This window comes from Arthrobacter sp. BK1, assembly GCF_056680055.1.
On sequence record NZ_CM155263.1, the window covers coordinates 1,143,485 to 1,166,147 of the forward strand.

At 62.7% G+C, this 22,663-nt stretch carries 7 protein-coding genes; 2 read left to right on the forward strand and 5 right to left on the reverse strand.

Features of this window, described 5'->3' with window-relative positions:
* Positions 1-2 precede the first annotated feature (2 nt).
* Positions 3-3,203 (forward strand): helicase-related protein, encoded by a 3,201-nt coding sequence (locus AC1MCA_RS05080; protein ID WP_479801603.1) that lies wholly within the window; start codon positions 3-5, stop codon positions 3,201-3,203.
* Complete coding sequence (drmB, locus tag AC1MCA_RS05085; protein ID WP_479801604.1) at positions 3,196-5,289, forward strand: DrmB family protein; 2,094 nt, start codon at positions 3,196-3,198, stop codon at positions 5,287-5,289. Before AC1MCA_RS05080 ends, drmB begins: the two co-directional genes overlap by 8 nt.
* 52 nt (positions 5,290-5,341) lie before the next feature.
* Here the strand turns inward: drmB and AC1MCA_RS05090 are convergent, their stop codons facing one another.
* The 5 genes from AC1MCA_RS05090 to AC1MCA_RS05110 are packed head-to-tail and all read right to left on the reverse strand — an operon-like array spanning position 5,342 to position 22,525.
* Positions 5,342-6,340, reverse strand: a complete 999-nt coding sequence (locus AC1MCA_RS05090) for a protein NO VEIN domain-containing protein (protein WP_479801605.1) — start codon at positions 6,338-6,340, stop codon at positions 5,342-5,344.
* Positions 6,341-6,383: 43 nt separating this feature from the next.
* Positions 6,384-8,678, reverse strand: coding sequence for a 3'-5' exonuclease (locus tag AC1MCA_RS05095; protein ID WP_479801606.1), 2,295 nt, complete (start codon positions 8,676-8,678; stop codon positions 6,384-6,386).
* A gap of 1 nt (position 8,679) precedes the next feature.
* A complete protein-coding gene (locus AC1MCA_RS05100; protein ID WP_479801607.1) occupies positions 8,680-15,045 on the reverse strand; it encodes a DEAD/DEAH box helicase in 6,366 nt (2,121 codons plus the stop codon).
* Positions 15,045-19,664, reverse strand: a complete 4,620-nt coding sequence (locus tag AC1MCA_RS05105) for an Eco57I restriction-modification methylase domain-containing protein (RefSeq protein ID WP_479801608.1) — start codon at positions 19,662-19,664, stop codon at positions 15,045-15,047. The genes AC1MCA_RS05100 and AC1MCA_RS05105 overlap by 1 nt, the downstream gene beginning before the upstream one ends.
* The gene (locus AC1MCA_RS05110; RefSeq protein WP_479801609.1) at positions 19,664-22,525 is read right to left on the reverse strand and encodes a helicase-related protein; all 2,862 of its coding nucleotides are present in this window, start codon (positions 22,523-22,525) and stop codon (positions 19,664-19,666) included. The genes AC1MCA_RS05105 and AC1MCA_RS05110 overlap by 1 nt, the downstream gene beginning before the upstream one ends.
* Positions 22,526-22,663: the final 138 nt, after the last annotated feature.

Here is a 22,663-nt window from a genome sequence, read left to right on the forward strand (position 1 = left end):
AAGTGTCGGCGCTAGATTCCAAGTACGCATTCCGCCGTGAAATGGTGGACCGCCTCGTAACAGACCTCTACGGACCCGGGTCTCCGGAAGAACTGATCACAGAACGTCCCTTGGAACGCTATGTCACCGGGGTTCTGTGGCCAGCGGCCGATGACAGCTATGCGGAAGCTCCCGACGAGCCGGAGTCAGTGGCTGCTGCTTCAGGTGAGGCATCCGTCGACAGCCCAGTCGCCAATGCGCGGCTGACCTATCCGAGCAGCGTCGGCCTCACCGTCTCTGTTGATACGAAGCTTTCGCCGGTCCTTCTCGCGTCGCCGAAGGCGGCAAAGTACTCTCCCATTCCGACAGTTCGTGAAAGCGGGAGTAAACGACACGACACGTACGACTGGCAGCGCGTCGCCGCGATGCTCCCGGAAGTCGAGGTCGACCTCTCCGTTCCAGGGCCTCAGCGTCATCTGCTTGAGGGCGGAGCCTTGGAGTTGTATGCACTGGTTCGGGAGGCCGAGGGCGACGTCGTAACTGTGACAGTCGTCCTTCGAAACACGCAGCCAAAGCCTGGTCCATCAGCAGACAAAGATGTGGCGTGCTGGTTCCAAGTGGGTCTGTCGCTCCACAGCAAAGTGCCCGCGCTGGTAGACCGGTCCAAACTGCGCACCGATATTCCCAACGACCTGGATCTGGCTACCTCCGAACTGCTTTACCGTAACCACATGATCTTCGGCGCTGGTCATGGTTGCGCGGTTGACGTCAAAACGTCCGACGTCGGAGGCAGGCTATGTCAGCGGGTATCCACAACGTTTGTCCCCCGGCAGGACGTCCATAGGTCGATGGCAGGCGGCAGCGACGCTAACTTGTCGCTGTCCTTCATGGCCTCAGCCGCGCGCGACAAGGTAGTCGCTGAGCTTACTCTTCTCGCCAAGGACTACTCTTCGTGGATTTCTGCATCCACTTATTCAATGACAGAAGATGGCCCAGCTCACGTTCCACCCCATCTCCGGGGGGTGGCGGCTGATCATATGTCGCAGGCCGGGAAGGCTCACCAGCGAATAACGGCGGGCATCAATCTGCTGGCCCACGACGACGAAGCTTTCGCCGCGTTTCAGCTGGCCAACCACGCTATGCACATGCAGCGATCGCGTCAGGACTGGGTCCGAAACGGGGCCAAGGGCGAGTTCGTGCTGGGTGCCCAGGCTTGGCGGCCCTTCCAGATTGCGTTCATCCTCATCAACTTGCCCTCTGTGACAGACGACCAGCACCCAGAGAGGGACATAGCTGACCTCCTCTGGTTCCCCACAGGTGGAGGAAAAACAGAAGCCTACCTGGGCCTTGTCGCGTACCTCCTGCTACTTCGACGCCTGCGCAATACAAGCGTCCGCGGTGTCGCCGTGATTATGCGCTATACCCTGCGACTCCTCACCATCCAGCAGTTCGAGCGGGCTGCCATGCTGATATGTTCTCTCGAGTCAGTCCGGCTGGAGGACGAGGACCGTCTGGGTGTTGCGCCGTTTGGAATTGGCCTCTGGGTCGGCGGAGGCGCCACACCCAACGATGTTGCGACTGCAAGGACGAACCTTGGCAAGCTCAGGAACAACCAGGAAGTCGTCGAAGGAAATCCAAAGCAGATCGAAGCATGCCCTTGGTGCGGCACCCGCCTCACGGTCGACGACTACCGAATCGTCAAGGTGCCGTCTGACCGAATGGTGGTTAGCTGCTCCAACCAATCATGCGATTTCTCGAACGGACTCCCTGTCCACATCATCGACACGGACGTCTACAGGGAACGGCCCGAACTTGTAATCGGTACGGTAGACAAGTTCGCCGGTATGGCCTGGAGAGGAGAAATTGCCACTCTCTTCGGAAGAATCTCTCCCACCGACCTAGGCCCGGATCTCATCATCCAAGATGAGCTGCACCTCATTTCCGGGCCGCTCGGCTCCACAGTTGGACTCTTCGAAACGGCAGTTGATTTGGCCGCCAGCGGCGTCGGACGTGAGGACGGATCAGCCGGTCGCAAGCCCAAGATCGTTGCCTCGACGGCGACCATCCGAAGGGCCAAGGACCAGATTCGTTCTGTCTTCAATCGTGATTCCAGCTTGTTTCCACCTCCCGGGCTTGACCCTGCCGACTCCTTCTTCGCCAAGGAAGCCACGTCCGACCAGCTCGGGACGCGGCAGTATGTCGGGGTTCTAGCCTCCGGTACAAGTCACGCCACCCTTATGGTTCGTACTTACGCGTCGTTGCTGCACTCCGCCAATATCATCGAAGGGGCGACTGCGGAAGATCGCGATCCATATTGGACGCTGGTCGGTTATTTCAACAGTCTCCGCGTTCTCGGCTCGGCGTACCTGCAAGTCTATGACGACGTGAGGGCGCGACTGAATCTCCTAGCCAAACGAGAAGGTCGCCTGGAGGGTCGCGGTGTCCAACTGAGCGAGCTCACAAGCCGAGTGGAAAACCACAAAATTCCGGAGGCTCTCAAGTCCCTGGAGAAGAGTTTGATGAGTAGCCAAACTCCCGAAGATGTCGTGCTGGCCACCAACATGATCTCCGTGGGGTTGGACGTTGACCGCTTGGGCTTGATGGCCGTTATGGGCCAGCCACAGTCCAGCGCCGAATACATTCAAGCGACCAGCCGGGTTGGCCGAGTTCACCCAGGGCTGGTTGTGACCATCTTGAACGCGGCGCGAACACGGGACCGGTCGCACTACGAGTCGTTCAACGACTTCCACGCTGCGCTATACCGTGCAGTCGAAGCAACAAGCGCAACGCCGTTTGCTGCCCGGTCACGCGACCGAGGCCTTCACGCCACGCTGGTCTCGGCGCTAAGAATGCTGGTCCCCGAATTGAGAAGTTCCGGCGGCCATGTCCGGGATGAGTCACCAGCCGTGGACGAAATAATGGCGTGGATACGCAATCGTGTCCTCTCAGTTGACCCGGAGGAAGCTGCGGCCACTAGTGAAGAGCTCGAGCGGCTGCTGAACATCTGGCGGAAAGCGGCACTTGCCGACGACGATCTCCCGTACCAGGACACAAAGAAGTCCCCTCGCTCGCTCCTCATCGACTCAAGCAAGGCCCTCGAAGATCCGGACTTCGTCTACAGCACCAGCACCATTCCCTGGCCCACACCGCGAAGTATGCGTGACGTGGACGCTGAAACCACGCTTAGGCCAGCACCGATGAGGAAGGACGCCTCCCTTGGCTAAGAAAACCTACGCCGCCCGACGCAGTCAGCTAGTCTCAACATTTGGGGTGGGAAGTCTGTTTCCGGCCGAAAACAACAGCTTCATGATCACCAGCATTGACCAATGGGATAAGAAGCATCTGAAGCCAGTCAGCGAGCCACGCCTGGCGCGCAGCCTGGGAGTCTCCGAGCTCCTCCTGCCTCCGGCGGGTGCACGGGGGAAAATCCCGGTCGTCCGCTTTCCGCAGTTGCTGATATGCCCGAATTGCAGCCGTCTGGGGAGAGTCCAGCAGCTGCAGGCCTCCTATGAGGACCCCAAGTGTGGCTTGTGCAAGTCCCTGGCACCGCTGACTCCCTCCCGTTTCGTCGTAGCATGCGAGGACGGGCACATTGATGACTTCCCGTATGCATATTGGGTACACGGGTTCACGCCGACTGAAGATGCTAACCATTTGCTCTCCCTTGCTTCCGAAGGTCGCACTTCATCGCTGGCAGACATGGTGGTTCGGTGCTCTTGCGGAAAATCCCGGACCATGGCGGACGCGTTCAATTCCGTGGCGTTGAGGGAGATGAAATGCCAAGGCAATCGTCCTTGGCTCGGCTGGGGTTATCGGGAACGCGACTGCGGTAAAGCTCCTAAGACGGTTCAGCGCGGTGCGTCAAATGTCTGGTTCCCGGTGGTGAGGTCTGCAATTTCCATCCCGCCGTATTCGGAGTTTCTCGCCAAGGTGGTGACGTCAAAAGCCTCCCAGCTCAGTCAACCGCAGGCTCTGGATCCCGGTTCCACCTGGGTTCTCGAAGGCGTGGTTCAGGAATTTGACGGCCGCTTCTCCGTTGACGAACTTCGCGCTGAAATCAGGCGCCAATTCCATGGCAGTGAGGAAACTGAGCTTTCCGAGGACCAGCTGCGTGAGCAGGAGTTCCTCGCACTGATGAACGGCCGCCGCGACAGCCCGGACACCGATTTTGTCGCTGAGAAAGTCGCCGTACCGGAGGCCCACCAACACTGGATCAAGGCGGCACGAAAGGTCACCCGGCTCAGGGAGGTCCGCGCCTTGTACGGCTTTAGTCGTCTGCACCCCAGGAGCGAAGACAAGCCTGACGCCAAGTTGTCGCCGCTGTCACCTGACGACAACCGCCAGAATTGGCTGCCCGCAATTGAGACGCTGGGTGAGGGACTCTTCGTGGCTCTGGACCGATCACAGGTTGAGGCCTGGGCTGAAACGGATTTCGCAGCAGGCAGAGAAAGAACTCTCCGCCTGAATGCGAAGCGCGCAGCTGCGCAACGCGGCCAGGACCCGATTCCAGTCAGCATTGTGGAGACACTGATCCACACGCTCTCCCACATCATCATCGACCAGCTCTCGCTGGACGCTGGTTACCCTGCGTCGTCGATCCGGGAACGCCTGTATGTAGGTCCCGATCAAGTCGGAGTGCTCTTGTATACGGCATCGTCCGACTCTGCAGGCAGCCTGGGCGGCGTCGCAGCACAGGCCAGCCCCAGGCGTCTCGGCCCTTCCTTGGATGAAGGACTGTTCCGCACGTCCTGGTGTTCAGCGGATCCTGTCTGCATCGAATCCCGCGGTTCTGGTACCGATGCGCGAAACCTGGCCGCCTGCCACTGCTGCGTCCTCGTGCCGGAAACAAGCTGCGAACTTTACAATTCCAATCTCGACCGGGGCTCCCTGTTTGGCGTCCATGGTCAGATCGGGCTTGGCTTTATGGAATGGGCATCGCTGAACCCCGCTGCCACCACTGGCGCTGAAAAACCGGGCAGCGTTTCGGAGGATTCCCATGCCGACAACGTCCCCGTTAGCGTGCGTCAAAGTCCATGGCTGACGGTTTTCGCCGAATCAGGTCCCGAGCTCCAGGAACTCATTCCCGAGCTCGTAGAAGTCGACGTAGAGCTCGGCGATTGGGGAGCCGACATCGGCCCCGAGAACCAGTGGCAAGTTGATCTATCGTGGGCGACCTCGCGGGTTGCGGTACTTGTCGAACGGGATGACGAACGCGACGACTGGCTCGCGGAACAAGGTTGGACTACCTACCACACGAACGATTTTGCACCCGCGGACCTCGCGGACAAGCTGGCCGACAAGGTCTACTAATGTTTTGCTTGGGGGGGTCGGTCCTCCGACCCCCCCCAAGCAAAACCGGGTCTCAGTCTAGGAAGTACTCGTAGCTCAGCGGCTTCAGGTTCTCCGGCGAAGGCCGCCAATCCGGGTAGACGCTCATCGTTCCGTCGTCAGTTGCTATGGAACCATCGAGGTGGCGCTCCCACTGGATATCGGCCACCACAACCAGGTCCGTCACGCCATATTCATTAGCGTGCGTAACCTCATTGCGCGTCAGGATGACTTTCTGGACGTATCCCTGAGAGCCCTTCACTTCGATGTGACGCTCTTCGCCACCACGTACTGCCAACAAATCGTAAGAACGGAAGGCGCCGACGTCTTCGACACTGTAGCCAGCTGCTTCGTAGTGAACAATCGCCTGCCGGACGGCCTGCATCTCAATTGCCTTCTTCAATATAGGGTCGGCGCAGAAGCCCGCGTAGCGCTGCCTAACGCCATTTTGTCCGCTTACCGGCGGTGCGACGAGTGGCCGGTCGAACCCGCCCCAGTCGCTGTCAGGAAGCAGATCCGGGGCAGCTTGGAGGACTTCCGCAGGTAGCTTGAACAAGTATCCCTGGTTAGGTTTCAGGCCGCTGGTGGGGTGGTTCTGGAAAGGGAAATAAATTGTGAATTTGCCGCGCCCAGTTGGATAGTCGGATTCGAGGTTTCCCTTTATGCCAAGGATGTCCGCCTGATGGTCGGCACGTAGATCCGTCAGGAGGTAAGGGCGCGGCAGCGGGGTATAGCCGGTCAGGGGGATGGTGTTGGCGGGCTTTCCATACCAGTCGCCCGCACGGGACTGCAATTCCCCAGCCACTATCGAGGCGCCGTACATTCCCGATTTGAATCCCATTGGGTTGTTTTTCCCCACCCAATGAAGAACAACGTCGCCGACGCGCACGTCCTTCATCAGGTCATAGCGAGACGTGTCGGGCGCAATCAGCTCACTCCCCCAAGTCTCGACGTTGACCAGTTCCATCCAGTAACGCTGCGAGGCGTCGCCGTCCCACCAGCGCGCTTTATTCTCAACCGTGCCGATCGTCATTACTCCCCCAATTGTCTGTGACCGATCCTCATAAGAATTGAAACTACTTTGTACCAAGCAACTCCGACGGTTTTCCGCTCCACGACACGACCAAGCCGTCGCGGGCGCGTGTAGCCGCGACATACAGCAGCGACCGTTCACGAAGAATGGCGTCAGCCTGCTCCGCCGGCGCTAGGCCCTTGACCTGATAGGAAGCCGGCAGGGTTTGGTCCGAAATCCCGAAGAGAACCACACGCGTGAATTCCATGCCCTTTGACCGGTGCATTGTCATCACTGACGGCACACCAGGCACCGGCGCCGCGCCTGCCGTCCTGGCTTCGAGATCGCGTTCACTCAGACCGTTGATGACTTTGCCGATCTGAAAATTGGAGCGGACGAGGATTCCGACGGTTTCCAGCGGAACTCCTTCCTCTTTCCACTTCCGCAAATAGTCGGCAAGGTTGTCCAGTTCCTCAGCGATCGAAGCGGCAGCTACTTCTTCCGGCCGCGGTCCTACGCGCGACGAGGTATAGCCATTGATTGACTCCTCATCGCCCTCAATATCCGTCACCGGAGTTCCGCTAAGAAGACCGACGGCGTAGGCCAGGTTCTGCTGGGTGGTGCGGTAATTCAGAGTTAGCCTTCGCGATCGGCCGACGATGCCAATTCCAAAGCGGGACAACGGGACCTTCTGGCCATAGATGCGCTGGTGTGAATCTTCTGCGATGAAAAGGTCATCCGGTCCTTGCCGGACCAGCTCCCGCAGGAACAACCAGTGGCCCGCGTGCAAGTCCTGCGCTTCATCGATCAGCACGTGGTCAACAAGACGTGCTCCACTGGCCTCTGCACGCTGGCGGAGCACCAGAGCCGCGAGGTGCGCCAGCTCCACGAACGAGGCGTGCATTTCGATCCGGTTGTAGTAACGGTATGCTTCGACGATTTTCCAGACAGCAAGTCGTTTCGCCCGGTTCAGGGCCGTGCCCCGGCCGGCGCGGGGCACCTTCAGGTACTCGTCCTTGCCACTGATGAAGTTGGGCAGGATCACCGTCTCATACTCCTGCTGGAGGAATGTCGGATTGGCGAGCTCGAGATCCAGCTGATGATCGACGTCGGCCAGTGCCGACTCCCATTGCTGGCGGGCACTATCTGCGTCCAGAATCTTCCCCGGGGCAGAGACCTCCAGCCCGAAGAGATCTTTCATGGCGAGGCGCTGCTCAGTTTCCTGGGCACCGCGAAACACTTTGCTGACGAGTGAATCCACACCCGAGATGTGGATGCCGGGTGCTCCTGGCTTTGCCGCCCGGGGAAGATCTGCATCCAGCTTCGACAACCCGCTATCCAGCGAATCAGCAAGTGTCGTCGTGTAGGTAGTCAGAACAATCCGCGACGCCGGTTCAGCCGCTGACAGCATCCGGGCGCGGTGGAGTAAGACCACCGTCTTGCCCGTTCCGGCACCACCGGAGAGACGGAAAGAGCCGTTGTAGTGGCGTTCTGAATAGACACGCTGTTCCGGATGAAGGAACGTGCGCCAGGAATCGAAGTCGCCACCCTCGATAACCTTTTTGAGTTCGTCGGAGTTGTCACCAACGAAGGTGAATTGCATCTTCGTGGCTGGATGCTCCAGCGACTTCCGGATCTTCTCCTCTTCTGTCGCCTCCGGGTCGTCCACGTAGCGGCTCAACGCGAGCTTGTCCTGGACCTCCTGGACGGAGGTGCCAGCAGCCAGCTCAAGAAGCGCAGTCGCCTGCCACTCCGGCGCCTCATCCAAGACATCCAGGAGTTCTTCGTCCGAGGACGCGGCGAATGCCCGGCCCACAAGGTCTGCGGCGAGGCCAAGTTCTGTAACCAATTCAGCTGGATCCATGCCGCACGCCAGGAGCGGGTTCGTCCAGGGTTCGGCCATCTCGTCGCGGCCCGACTCCAGCACCTCCACGGGAACCAAAGGCTCGACGTCGGGCTCCGGCGTCGGAGCGTCAGGAACGACGGCAACATAAGGAACGCTCGGGACAGAAGGCGTATCGCCGTCAGGCGTGGACGCCCGGATGACCTCCAGAACGCCGTTGACGGAGTTGACTTGAAGCACGCTGGAGCGGGCAATGTCGATCGCCTCGTCGTGCGGCCACGCGCCGTAGTAGAAGTAGTGCGGGATGGTGTCGAACGCAACTTTGAAGAGCACTGCCCGATAGTTGAGGTCGATCCTGCCCGTCCGCACGCGGGGGTCTGCGGGCATATGCATGGGTTCGATATGGAGCCCGGGCGCGGTGTCGTCCTTCTGGAGCTTCTCGAAGAAGGAGTACACCTTGTTCTTCATGGCGCCGTCGATCTTGTCCTTCTGCTTGATCCATGTCACCAGCGCCATATCAAGCTCCCTTCGTCTTCAGCAGTTCGCGAATATCGTCAACGTCTGTTCCCACAGTTGCCCAGCCCGCGGCTTGAAGTTCCGCTCGCCCGTCGTCGCCGTCCAGCATGACGGCGATCCGGTACTCCGGCCAGGCGATCGAGACCGGCAGGCCGTCCACCTCGAAGCCGAGTTCGGGCAGGACGCGGATGTCCGCATTGGCCATAGCCAGCAGAAGAGTCTTCTCGAACTCGGTAGCTTGCTCTAACAGCTCGTTCCAGGCCGGGCTGAGCCTGTCCGACATCTCCAGACGGGCAGCTTCTTCCTCTACCGACCCACCGGCACTCACGGCAGACATCACCGACCCGATCGTCAGGCCGATGGGCTTGAACGCCAGGAGGTTGGAGAGCCGCAGCCACTCACGCCAGGATGCTTCGTGCGATGGCGAGCCGACCGCTTGCGCCCGGTCGTCCAGGCACAGTCCGACGGAGATTGTGGACAGGCTCTTGGGCGAGCCGGCCGCCGCGAAGCCCAAGCTCCCCGAGCTGTGCGTCCAAGCCGTGACAGTGCCAGCGGGGAGAGCAGGCTTGGCGCCCTGGGACAGCGCCGAAGCATGCGCGTACACCGCATCGGCGTCACTGGGCTCGGGCCGCTCCGTCATCAACATGAGCGGCACCAGCTCCGAGAAGTCCGCCCACGCCTCGGGATCCGGCCGGTTGACCCATTCCCAGAGCATCGTCACTGCGTCCCTGCCCAGCAGGTCCATGATCGCCGCATTCACGGGATAGTTGGCCATGAGCTGTGCGTTCCACGAGGCCTTGGCCCAGAAAGGCAACTTCACCGGCGCCGAAGGACAGGCTTCGAATGCTTCCACATCTTGCCATGTCACTGCCCAAGGCACTGCGGCCCCGGACAGTTCAGTGCTATGCCGGAGCTTGTCGCGCTTGGTGGCGTCGTCCGCGATTCTGTTGTGCTCCGGGGACGCGTGGAAGGTGAAGCCGTCCGTGTATATCGCCAACACCGGGAAGTTCGGGTCCGGCGGTCCCTTCAGCAGGAAGTCAGGGCGGCTTCCCGCGACATCCACCTGCGGGATGAGCTGCCATTGGAACTGCTGCCCTGGGATGCGGAAGGTGATGGTGTCCGCCAGCGCACCGGGGGTCACCTTCGTGTGTGCGCCCACCGCCTTCAGCCGGTCCATCCAGGCCTTCCGAAAGCGCTTTTCCAGCAGCGATTCGATCGAGGTCTCGGCGTCGGGGGCTTCTTCGGTGACAGTCCAGGCGGAGAACGACGGCGGGACAGCGCCATCCGTGGCCGCCTCGCCGGAGCGCAGCAGCAGGCCAAGCAGGCGTTCGGCGCTGGCCCGTGCCACCTTATCCGCCGTCCACGGATCGGCGAAGGGAAGCAGGCAGTGGTGGCATGCCAGCCGCTCCTCGAAGCGGCAGCTGCAGTCCCGCACGGTTTGCCACGCGGCATGCAACAGTTCCCAGACCCGCTCGGCGTTGGCAAACTCGGCCAGGTAGCCAGTGCCGCCGGGGACTTTGTCGTGCAGCATCAGGGCAATCCGGTTGCCGCCGTGCGCCGGATCGTTGATCCTCAGAACCCCAAGGTGGTCCGGAGCCCCGCCCAAGACTTTCTGGAGGCCCAGAAGCATGGCTGCCTGGAGGCTGGGGACTGAGAAGTCGTCGCCGTAGGTCACGTCAAGGGGCAGGTGCAGCAGCACGCCCTGGGTGTTGAGTTCCCGGGCGAGGACCACTTCTTTGACGCTCTCCTGAGCTGCCTTGCGGTATTTGCACCAGAACCGGTGCTCCGTGGGCATATTCTCCTTGGCGGACTGGTCCAGCTGACCGCAGTAGGAGCACAACCGGAACATCGGCATCCGGACGTCGTCCCCGGCGATGGTACGCACACCGCCGTTGGAGGCCGTCCGTCCGGTGTTGAGCCAGCGGATGTCCACCCGGTTGAAGTATTCGGCCCCGAAGTCATAGCCCTCCACAAACCAGCGCTTCTGCAGGTGCTGCGGGTCGATGTCCGCCGCGGCGATAATCGTGAAGCGTTCCCGCACGCGGTTGTCGCGGCCGTCGTTGATTGCGGCCTCGTCCCGGCGGACCTCGGCGGAGACCTTCTTCATGACCACGACGTCGAGGACCTGGCCCATGTCCGCGATCGCCGACGTACCGCAGCGCAGACAATTCTGCACGGCCGCGCCTGCGCCGAGGTTAGTCTTGATCCAGCCGCATTGCGGGCAGACCTGCCATTTTTGGATATGGCTCTGTTGCGGGCCCAGGTCCACGGCGTCGATCAGGATTTCCATGCCCTGCGCGTAGAACGTGGCGCCGGGCGCGAATTCGCTCAGGGCCACCGAGGCGCCACGGTTGTACGTCACCGTGTCCGTGACGAATTCCTGCGTGTCCGCGTCCTTCCAGGACAGCCCGACATCCAGGCTGACCGAGTCGTCCAGGAGGGTGTAGTTCGGAAGCACGCCGTAGGCCTCCAGCACCGAAATCCAGTACTGGCCGCGGAGCTGTTTGAGTTGGTCGCGGATCATTTTGAGGGTGGCCTTGGCGGTCCGAAGCGCCTGGTGCGCGTCGGAGGTTTTGTCGTCTAACCGTTCCGCCAGGGCGGCAGCCTCCTCAAGCTCAGGCAGGGCGTTGCCCATTTCCTTGCGGCGCGTGTCCAGTTCGTCGACGTCGGCCTTCCACTCCCCTGCCGCCCGGATCAGGTGACGGGCGAGACCGCTGGGCTCGCCGTCGTCGTGCCGCGACGCCCACGCTGTCAGGCGGGCGGCGCTGTCCGCAGAAGTCCGCTCGCCGAACTGGTCCAGGAACTCGGTGAGATACGCCGTAGCGTTCGCTGTGGCGTCCTCGATCAGATCCCCGATATATGATCCCGGCGCGGCGCTCCCGAGGGCCTGGATGGCGTCAACCGGGTGGGGCCGGCCCACAACCCGGGCGAAGCGGTCCGCGACGTGGGCTACATATTGGCGTCCCAGGATTTCTTCGGCATCCAGGTACGTGGCTGGCGGCCGGACCTCCCCGTTGATGACGGAGAGCGGTTCGTGGAGTTTGGGCAGGTGCTCGCCGCGGCCCCGCACGAAGGCAAGGACCAGCGAGTTGCCGGTCAGGCGGCCGGCGCGGCCGACCCGTTGCAGGTAGGAGGCCACGGACGTCGGCAGCGAGGCAAGCATCACGCAGGACAGGTCCCCGATGTCGATGCCCATCTCCAACGTGGGGGTCGCGACCAGGACGTTGGGAGCCTGCGGGTTGTCGGCCCCGGACTTGAACTGCGTTTCGTAGAGGATCCTTGTCGCGTCGTCGAGCAGCGACGTGTGTTCCCGGGCCACCACGCGCTTGCTTTCGCGTGAGGAGTACAGGTCCCGGTAGAAGTTGCGGGCGTCGGCGGCGTGCCGTTGAAGGGTCCCGCTGCAGCGGACCAGGGTGCAGGGGCCTCCGACCAGCTGGTCGATGGCAGTGAGACTCCCGGGGGTGATGGCCTGGCAGACCTTGCACTGGACGGTGTGGCGTCCTGCGGCCAGATCCTCGGTTTCGGGGACGGAGAGCACGATCTTCTCGGGGTCGAGCCAGTAGACATCGGCGCCGGAGTTCGTTTTCGAGCTGCCGAAAGTTCCGTCGTCGGCGAGTGCGGTGATGAGTGCCTTGGCTAGGTAGCCGCTGTCTGCGGGGGCGATGCCGAGGCAACGGGCTGTCCATCGTGCGTACCAGGATGCCGAGGACGTGACGCCGTCCAGGTTGTCGGTTGCCGCGGCGGCGCTGCCGATCCGGGGGAAGGCCGGGGCCGGCCGGCCGGACGGGAACGCGGGCATACCCTCGCCCTTGGGCCGCCCGCCCCAGATCTGCCAGCGTTTGCCGTCAGTCGCGATGTAGCCTTTGAGCCATTCGTGATGGACGCCGCCCTGAAGGCGGACCCTTTCCACGGTGCCGCGGATCCACTGCAAGAGCTGCTGCTGCGTGGGCGCGGTTTCCCCGACCAGGGTCTGGTGGAGGGCCGAGTCGTAGGCCTTCCGGGCCACGGAGAGCATGCGGGTGGGGTTACCGGCGTCAGTTTCGACGGCCAGCGACCCGGTAAGTTCCAGGGTCCGGCCGGTCCGGGACTGGAGGCCGAGCTCCAGGAGGGCGTCGAACTGCAGCCGACGTTTGGCGAAGCGCCGGGCCCGGACGCGTTCCGCCGGGGAGGCCTTTGGGTCCCAGAAGGGCCGGAAGCTTTGCCGGTCCACGAATTCGGGGGCGATCAGCTGGTACCGCGCCCCGGGCGTGTCTGCCCGGGCAATGGCGGCGTCGACGAGTTCCAAGAGCGTGGCAGGCTGCTCGCCCAGGGCGCGCCGCAGGGCGGTACGGAGCGTCATGGTGTGGGAGCGGGACTGGACGTATCCGGCCCGGTGCGCGGCGTCCTGGACGCTGTCGGTGAAGACGAGGGCTTTCTTTTCCTCGTCGTTCAGGCCTTCGGCGCCGAACAGGTTGGAGATACTGACGGAGAGCATGGTGGCGATGGCGCTGCCCATGAAGGCGATACCGTCCTTGGCCAGGCAGGACGGGCAGACGTCCTTCTTGGACTGGTCGTCCGCGTCCTGGCCGGTGAGCATCAGGACGGGAATGATCCGCCCTTCGGCGAGGTCGGCGCTGTCTGCTTTGGGGGGCATGGTGGAGAGGCCACGGTTGACGGTGTGGAGCCAGTGCAGGCCCTGCACCTGCTCGGAGCCGTCCTGGTGGAATTCGATAATGTCCGCCTCGGCGGCGGCGGAGATGAGGGTCCGGAAGCGCGGGTTGTTGGTGACGCGTGCTTCACGGATCTTGGAGTCGTCCAGGTCCAGGTCGAGGCCGGTGGGGGCCAGGACGGCGCCCCAGCCCGAGCGGCCGCAGTGCCGGCAATAGAGCGCCGGCAGGAACATGTCGTGGGACTGGTCCACGCCGTCGTCGGACCAGCGGAAGCGCGGTGTGGTGTCGACGGCGGCGTCCACGCGGGACATCTCGCGGATCCACAAATGTGTTTCCACCGTCAGGGCGGCCCTGCCGTAGCGGGCGCGGATGTGGCTGAGCAGTGCGATGACGTGGGAGAGGAATTCTTCTGTGGCGTCCGGCCTCACCCCGCTGGGCAGTGAATGGGCCGGGAAGATGGCATTGGTCAGGTCCGAGAGCGCGACGGCGGTGCTGGCATGCGTCAGCAGGGCGGCGGTCAGCGGGTGTGTGCGCATCGCGTCCAGCAGGTCTGCGGGGCGTTCAGCGAAGAGCGTGTTCAGGACGGGCCCGACGACGGCTTCCGGGCCGCCGCCGGCCTCGCGCAGTTCCGCGACGGCGTTGTTGGTGCTGGTGATGTCCACGGCGATGGCGTGCAGGTCTCGGGCCTGAACGGCTCCGTCGCCGAGCTCTGCCCAGGCCTCCTGCGTAAGCCGGGATTCGGTAACGACGGAGTCGTGCGGGAACACCTCGCCAAAAACAGTCTCGGCGAAACGGAGCATCGCCTCCGGATCGCCCTTGCTCCCCAGGGTTGCGGATGTGGCGACTGGAGTGGCCCGGCCAAGGGGCCGGGCCCGGTCTTCTTCGCCCAGCCCGTGGGGATGGCCCGTCAGGTCGTCCGGCCAGTAACTCTTGAGCGTGAGACCGAGTCGTCGCAGCAGCATGGCCACGTCGGTGCCTTGGGCGCCGTCGTAGGTGTGGAATTCGTCGAGGACGACGTACTGCAGGCTGGTCGCGGACTTCTGCCAGAGAGGCGAGTCGGTGTGGCGGAGCAGGAGCATGTCCAGCATCTTGTAGTTGGTCAGCAGGATATCCGGCGGGTCCTGGTGGAACACGTCACGGTCGTTGATCAGCCCGTCCGTGGCGACCTTGGTGCGATTGGTGTCCTTTTGGCCGGTGTATATGCCGGCTGTGACGCCGGACAGCTCCGGATGAGTGGTCAACAGCTCAGCTAGGCGTTTGGCCTGATCATTGGCCAGGGCGTTCATCGGGTAGAGGATGAGCGCCTTGATGCCCGTGCTGCCCCCCCGCTTGGCGCGCAGCACGTGGTCCAGGATCGGGTACAGGAACGCCTCCGTTTTTCCCGAGCCGGTGCCGGTGGTGACCAAAGTGGGTTCCGGGCGGCGGGGTGCACCAGCCGGGCCCTTGCTGCTGAGCCGCTGGAAGGTCTTGGCCTGATGGCCGTAAGGCTCGAAACCCTCGTACCAGTCCATGCAGTCCCGCCAGCCAGGTTCCGCGGATTCGAAGGGCAGCCGCAACCGGACATAGGCGCCCTTGAAGAGCCCTTGTTCCGGATCCGCCAGGAAGTCCTTGATGGCGGACTGTGCGTTACCGTCCGTGAGCGCGAACGTGGTGGCGAGGTAGTCGGACAACCCGCGCCGAAGGTCCCCGGACTGAGTAGTGGGCAGAAGCTCTGACATTAGGACTTCTCCTCCAACGTGCTCGAGAAATGCGCGTAGGCCTTACGCATGTCCTCTTCGCGGTCGAAACTTTGGAACGGGAACTCGAAGACGTACTGGACATCACTCTGTGGGTGCGTCCAAGTGCGTTCGTCGAGGGTCAGCTTCTCGCCGACTTTCCGGTAGATGCGGTTAATGTCGCCGGGCACCTTGCGGCGGTTGGCGTCGTAGAGCTCGTTCTCTTCGTAGCCTCGGAGAACAGGGAACTGAGTTCGATAGATGGTGCACAGTTCATCGGCGGTGACCCCCAAAGACAGAGCGGCCAGCACATCCAGCTCCACCTGAATTAACCGGCGTTCGGCTGCTTTGCGGACGACAGATTTGCCCGCCGCTGCGTTTCCCGCCTCTTCACACAAAGAAGTGAAGGCTTCAGTTAGCGAAATGAGCCTAAGAAAGTTCTCCACAATGGAGTTGATAAAAGGCGACTTCATTTGTATTGGGAGCCGACCGATGTCATCACCGGAGATTTTGGAAGCACCGACGACTTTCATGAGGAAGTCAGCAACCAACGAGGATGAAAGACCGGCTACGGCCACTAGCGTTCGAGCGTCGTCCGCTACAACTACGCCAGCAGCGTAGACGTTATCAACGTGCGCAGCGCCCGGGGGGATAACCGAAGGATGGAGCGTTCGAGCACCGGTGACGGCGGCCATTCTTCGCCAGACCATGCGGTACTGACTCCGCTGCTGAATAGGCCGTCCATCGGCTGACACCCATGACCCGAAACTAGAGTTATATAGCCGCCCGTCGCCGACGCGTTGATAGCTAGTGCGCGGGATGAAGTCTAAGGGGAGGGCCTCGAGGTCCAGCTCCGTCCAGTCAAGATTATTCTTCATCGTTGGGTTGGGCTGCTTGGCAAACGGATTTGCGACGGTGAAGTGCGGGCCCTGCAGGATTACGTCGTCCCAGGAGTCGGGCACGGCGGAGCCGACCTCGAAATACCCCTTTTTGCGATCGGCCGTTTCGTGCCAACCGGATGAATACTGAAGTCCGAGTTCCCTTACGCGGGGTGCCTTGCTCAGTTTCTCGAGCACTCGCGAGCTCGCACGGTTCACCGGATATACCATCCGTGCCTGGACCCCGGGAGTGCCCGGCTCGTCGAGGATGTTGGCCCACACTGCCAGGGCAGCTTCGTCCACCTGGATGATGCGCTCCAGGTGAGGCCGGGTGTCCCAGTTTCCATCGCCGTCCTTGAGACCGGGAACTTCGCCGGACCCATCGTGGGCTTCAGAGCGTGCGATTGTGTCCGGGTGGTAGAGGGATGCCGCCATCTTGAATTGTGGCGATTCCCGCCGTGCCCCGTAGACGTGGACGCCGTAGGTCACGTGGTGATCGATCTCGAACAACGAAAGCTCGTTGATGAACTGCCAGTGCCTCCGCAAACGACGGTAGGTCTCGGCCCGGAGGTGGGCGGCTTTCTTCTCAGTGAAGTGTGATTCAGGATGAAGCAGGGCAATTGCCCCGGTCTGGGTGGAGGAACGCCAGGTGCGGACCATAAACGCCCGGTAAAGGTCGGGCTGCAGGCCAGCCAGCACGGAGTAGTCAACGGTTGACCCTAGAAATTCCGCGAGGACTGCCGTGGGAATCGCATTCTCAACGAAGTACGCCCGCATGCCATGTCGGGCGAGAGTCTCCTCGCGTTTGACCCTGACCTGCAACTGCGTCGGTTTCTCGACTAGCTGCCACCATGGGTCGCCTTCGGCCAATAGCGCAGCTTCATCAGAGCGCGGCCGAACCCACGGCGGGTTACCCACCTGAAGATCAAATCCTCCACGGCCGAACACTGAAGCGAAGTCCAGCTCCCAGTGAAAGAACCCCTGATCGGCGGCGATGTTCTCGCACACCTGCAGCCAAGCATGTTGCTTCTTAGCGATCGCGATGTCGGACACCAGCGCAAACTCAAGGTCGGCTCGTTCGGCGTCGTTCAGTTCTTCCCAGGTCGATGCGGCGCCGAAGGTCTGCTGCCCCGCCATTTTCGACTCTTTGCCCTGCAGACCGAGGATCATTTCCAGCGCTGAAAGCCATTCATCCAACGTCGGCAGCGTGGCCCCGCCAGTCGCGCGCTCGGTCAGGGGCCAGAACCACAGCGCGTTCCAGGCATCCATGACCCGACGGAGTCGTTGGTAGGCGCCGTTCGGGTCGTTGAGGGATTCTTGAATCTGCTCGCGGGTGACGGCCTGAACCTTCGTGCCGGCAGCGCCCGGCTCAACAACCGAGGGCTGCTTTCCGAAGTAGTTGATGTCCCGGCGGGCCTCAGCCTCGGCAACCTGGAGCCGGCGCAGCGTGAGCTTCCACAGCGATTCCGCCCGGCACCCGAGGCTCACCATGCGGTCGACCTGGGTCTTGCTGGGTTTGGACTTGATCTTGTTACGCCAGGCCTTAAGCTCCTGCTGGGCTTCACCTGCCAGATCCTTGACTTCCTTGGCGTCGGCCGCAGCTCCCCAGCCGTCGGCAGGTAGCAGGAAATGATGGATGCGGCCCACCACGTTGGGGTCATCGGTCTCGGTAGTCATGGCCCCGACGAGCCCGGTGAGGGGCGCGTCCTGCGGAGCGCTCTTCAGCCAGGACCTGTGATTCACTGACTGCCGGGAGTAGGTGGCCCGGCGAGCGCCGATCAGCGAGTTGCCCCGGCGTAGCCGCAGCCCGAACCAAGGCGCCTGCAGGTCCTTCACCATGGTGTCGAGCCAGAGCGAGACTTCGGCGAGCTCTACCGCCGTCGAATTCAAGTCCACGCCGTGGACCTGGTGCAGGGCGATCTGCGCCTTGACCTTCTGGAGCTCCTGCGGATATTCGTCCGCAGGGATCCGAACGTCCAACTCATCCTGCTTGCGCTTCAGGTACTCATCGGCGAGCTGGCGGACAGCTTCCAAGGCGAACGCGCCGGACCCCAGTGCCGGCTCGCAGACGGTCAGGTTCAGGATGTCGTCGGCTGCGGTCGTCTGGTCGTTTTGGTCCAGCAGCTCTTCGAGCGCCTGGGACACGACGAACTTGGTCAGCACCTCAGGCGTGTAATAGGAGGCGGACTGCTGTCGTTCGCGGCCTGCGAGCCGGAAAACGAACGAGCCTGCGGGGTGCAGCACCGGTCGCCGCTCCCCCGTCCGTTCGTCCTCTTCCACCACGAAATGCTTGGCGTCAATGGACTCGGAACGGTCCACCGGGACCACCCAGGATCCCTTTTCCGGGTTTCCTTCTTTGGCCACCTCGTGCAGGGGCTCCGCGGCGATGAACCCGGTGTAGGACATCAACCCCTCATAGACGGCCCCGAGCTGGTTGATGCCCAGTTCCGCGTAGGAAATGAAACCCCGGTCCCTGCCCTTGGCTTCCTTGCTCAGCAACAAGTGCTGGAGGACGCGCTGCAGCTCGGCGTTGCTGAGCTTGGCGTCATTGATGAGGGACGTCGCGGCGTCGTGGAAGAGGTCGGCCTTGAGCGGCTGAAAGACCAGGCCTTCGTTCTCGCCGGAGGCATCCTCCGAGGGATTCGCTCCTGCTGGAGCGTGGCCGTTGTCCACCAGGTGAAACAGCTGCGCGAGGGATTCGTAGATGTGGGTGCCGCGCCGGGATTCCGGGGACTGGATGTTGACCAAGGTCAGTTCCCTCAGCCGGTCCAGGCCATAGCCCTCGTTGTATTCGCCGGCGCCGACCGGGAGGACGCCCATTTCCGGGGAAGCCTCCGCGTAGAGCAGGAAGAGGACCCGGTAGAGGAACCGCAGGGACTGGCGGGCCAGGACCTGCCCGTCAATGTCCTCGACGCCCAGACCTGCCGCACGGCGGCGGTCCAGGACATCGTTAGCGATGATTTCGATGGAGCGTCGGATGCCTTCGCGCAGGTCTTGGGAGACGCCCACCGTGTGTTTGACAGAGGCCTCGAGTACACCGTCCCACCAGATAGAGCCATCCGGCGACGGCATGAGTGAGTCACGGCCGAAAATGGCCAGGAACCGGTCCGTCTCGGCGTTCTTCTTGGTGTCGTTGCGGTCCGCGACCAGGAGCGCGTCCGCGGCCAGATAGCGGCCCTCGGCCCAGCGTTCCTGTTCGGTCAGCACCAGCCACCGGCCGGCCATGATCACCACAAACTTCGGGGCCCTGTCCGACAGATACGCCTCGGACACGGCCTTCGCCACCGTCAATGCCGGGGACGGCTCTTTGCCGTCCACCCGAACCCGCCCGAGCGGCAGCACCGTGGACAGCACGTCTTCGAGGGCATCCGCCGGGGCCGCCTCGACGAACAGGACCGCGGAATCCTCCGTCGCCCAGACGTCGGGGACGAGCGTTTCGGTACCGCTGCGCTCCAAGGTGACGGCCGCCGTCGGGCCCTTAAGGCCGAGGGCGCCGCGCACGAGTGCGTAGGCCTCGGACGCACCCGCCGGGTCTTCCGACAGCCCGGCGAGCAGGATCTGCAGGCGGCCGCGGACCTCCGCGAAGCGGGTAAGGATGGTGGGGTAGCCTTCCTTGGCTGCCTCGTCCCAGTTCTTGCGGAGTTTGACGACCTCGGCCTGGAAGGATTCCTTGGTGGAGTCCGTGGTGAAGAAGTGTTCGCTAATCCAGTCTTCGCCTACAACGATTGAATCAAAGGACGGCATTACTGGTCAGCACCTTCCGGGACGGCGACAGGGGTTGCGCGATGAACGACGATCAGGAGCGGTCGGACCAGGCGTTGGGCCGGGGCGAGCGACTCGGCGATGCGTTGCTCCTCGCTGACACGCTCGCGTTGCTTTTTCACTTCCGCCCGCTGCGCGAAGTCGAAGGACAGTTGGGTCCAGCCCGTGGCGCGATCCTTCCATGCTTGCAGCCGCTGGTTGGCAGAGTCGGCAGCTGCTTCGAAGGTCAGCTGCATGGACTGCCGGGCGCTCTCCACCGCTTGCGGCAGCAGGGCCTGAAGCCCGTTCACCGTGACCGGCCCGGGATTGGTCGCCTTGGTATCGATGCCGATGCTGCTCAAGTGCTCGCCCAGATCCTCGAGGGGTTCGGAGAGACAGAACGCGGGGTTGGCGGGGTCGGGGAAGTCCACAGCGATGAAGGCTCTGGAGACCACCTGCCCGCGGCGGTTCATCAACGTCCCCATCAACAGGATCTGGGTGGCATCCACGTCGCCGCGGACCACGAGGACTTCGCTGCGGGACATCGAGGACAGGGCCCGGTCGCTGGCCCAGTCCAGGACGGGGTGGAGCGGGCCAAGGTAGTGGGCCTCGGGCCAGCTCATGTCATCGGATTCGCGGGCGCGGTTCAGTTCACGTGTGCCGGCGTCGACGGTCGTGGCGAGTTTGAGTCGTTCAGTGACGCGCCGCTCGGACAGGTAGTCCTGCGGGAGGTAGCCCAGGCGGTGCTGGAGGTCGATGGGCGGGTTGAGTTCCGCGAGGCCGTGACCGGCGTGGACGGTCCAGCCGAGGACCTTGTGCGGATCGCCGAAGGCCTCGTTGAGAGCCTCCTCCAGGAAGTCCAGGTCCGTGGAGTAGAGACCAAGTGGTTTCTCGACCGGGATGGCCGCGGCTTCTGCGCCGTCCTTCAGGGCCTCGAAGTCGAGGAAGTCCCAGAGGTCGCCTGAGTCCGGATCGGCGTCGGGCTCTCCGACAACGTCCTCGAAGTCCTTCTTGCCGAGCAGAACGTCACGGATGGCGTCTTCTTCTTGTTTGACGCTGTACTGCCCCATCAGCGAGGCTACGTCGTTAAGGACCGTATGCGCCTCATATTCCCGTTCCATCAGGCGTGTAAGGACCTTGATGTCGCCGGAGAATCGGGTGTTGTGCGGGTTCAGGAGCAGGGTGGTGATCTGCGGTTTCTGGCGCTGGCCAAACCGGTCGATGCGGCCGTTTCGCTGTTCGATCCGGATCAGACTCCAGGGGATGTCGAAGTGGATCAGGTGATGGCATTCGGCGTGCAGGTTCACGCCTTCGGACGCGACGTCGCCGGTGACCAGGACACGCAGCGGGCTGTTCCCGCGCTTGAACTGGTCCACGATGCTTTGCTGCTCGACGTCACTGAGGCCACCATGCAGGAGGCCGACGTTTTCCGGTTTGAGGCCGAGTGCCGTTGGCAGCGTCTCCTGCAGCCATTTGAGCGTTGCGACGCGCTCGGCGAAGACAACCGCCCGCATTGGGGATCCCTTGCCGACGCCGATCTCCTTCAGGTACCTGACGAGTTCGGTGTACTTGGCGGATTCACCGGTGTTGGCTGACTCGGCGAGCTTGCCGAGGCGTTTGAGGGCTTCGGTTTCCTTCGCCTCGGAAGGTGAATCGGCGTCGAGCTTCCTGAGACGCTCAGTGACCGTTTCGAGAAGCGCGGCAGGGCTGGAAAGGAACGCCTTGGCAAGGAGCCAGGAGAACAGCGCGCCGTTCTGGCCCGAATACGGTACCGGTCTGCCTTCGGGGTAGAGCCAGACGTCGGAGAGCTCCTCGGCGATGGCGTTCTCCGCTGCGGAGGCAGACACGAGCCTGTTGTCCGGCTCTTCCCGCTCGGCCCAGTCCGCACCGACTTCCTGGGCAACTTCGGGGCTGTGCCGGTGCCGGCGGATGATGAGGTTCTCCACGTGCTTGGGGTCGAAGGTGCCGTCCGGGCGGACGGCGGTGGGGTCCAGCAGCCGCAGGATTTCCGCGAACGACTCGTTGCGTCCGTTGTGCGGGGTGGCGGAGGCCAAGATGAGCGCCTCGGTGTTGGGCGCGAGCACCCGGGCGAGCTCGTTGTTCATGGCTTGGGTGTTGGTGACGTTGTGGGCCTCGTCAATGACCACCGCGTCCCAGTGAAGTTTGCCGAGCTGGGCCCGGTAGCGGGGGCTTTTGAGCGTGTCCATCGAGATGATGGCGCGCTTGTAGTAGGTGAAGGGGTTGCGTGTGGCCGGGAGCTTCTGCCGGATCTTTTGGATGCCGGCGGAGTCGAGGCGGACGAACGGCAATGCGAAGCGGCACCAAAGCTCGTGCTGCATCTGCTCCAGCACGTGGCGAGGGGTGACGATGAGGATGCGTTCGCCGCGGCCCCGCTTGACCAGCTCGCTGAGAATCATGCCGATTTCGAGGGTCTTGCCGAGGCCGACGGCGTCTGCGATCAGGATGCGCGGGCGGATGTTCTTGGTGTCCAGAGCCTTAGCGACAGCGATCTGCTGGTACTTGAGGTTCCGCGACAGCATGCGGGTGGAGACAGTCAGGTACTCCGCCGACTGGGGTGTCGGCGTCTTGCGGAGGGTGGTCTCTAGGAACAGGCGGGCCCGGCGGTAGTTGGGAGTGTCATCGGCGACGACCTTCGACTTGGCCGGGTCTACCACTTCAACGGTGTCCAGTGCGGAGTAGAAGGCCGCCGTGGTGTCCCTGACGAGCTCGCTGAGGCCTTGAACTCTGATGAGGGTGCCGTCTACCGATTTCTCGACGCTGGTGACGAGCCAGTCCTCGTCACGGACACGGACCACCGAACCGGGTGCGACGTTGAGTTCCCGGTGTGTGGCTGTAACTGTCAAGACCTGCTCCTGTGTTTGCTGCTTCCCCATAAGGAGCCCGACCTATCCGGCGCAAGGCTCCCGTCCCATTATGTACAGAGTGGAGACCTAAAGGTGCCCATCGCCCGTGCCGACAGCCGTCATCACCAGAGGGCTGTC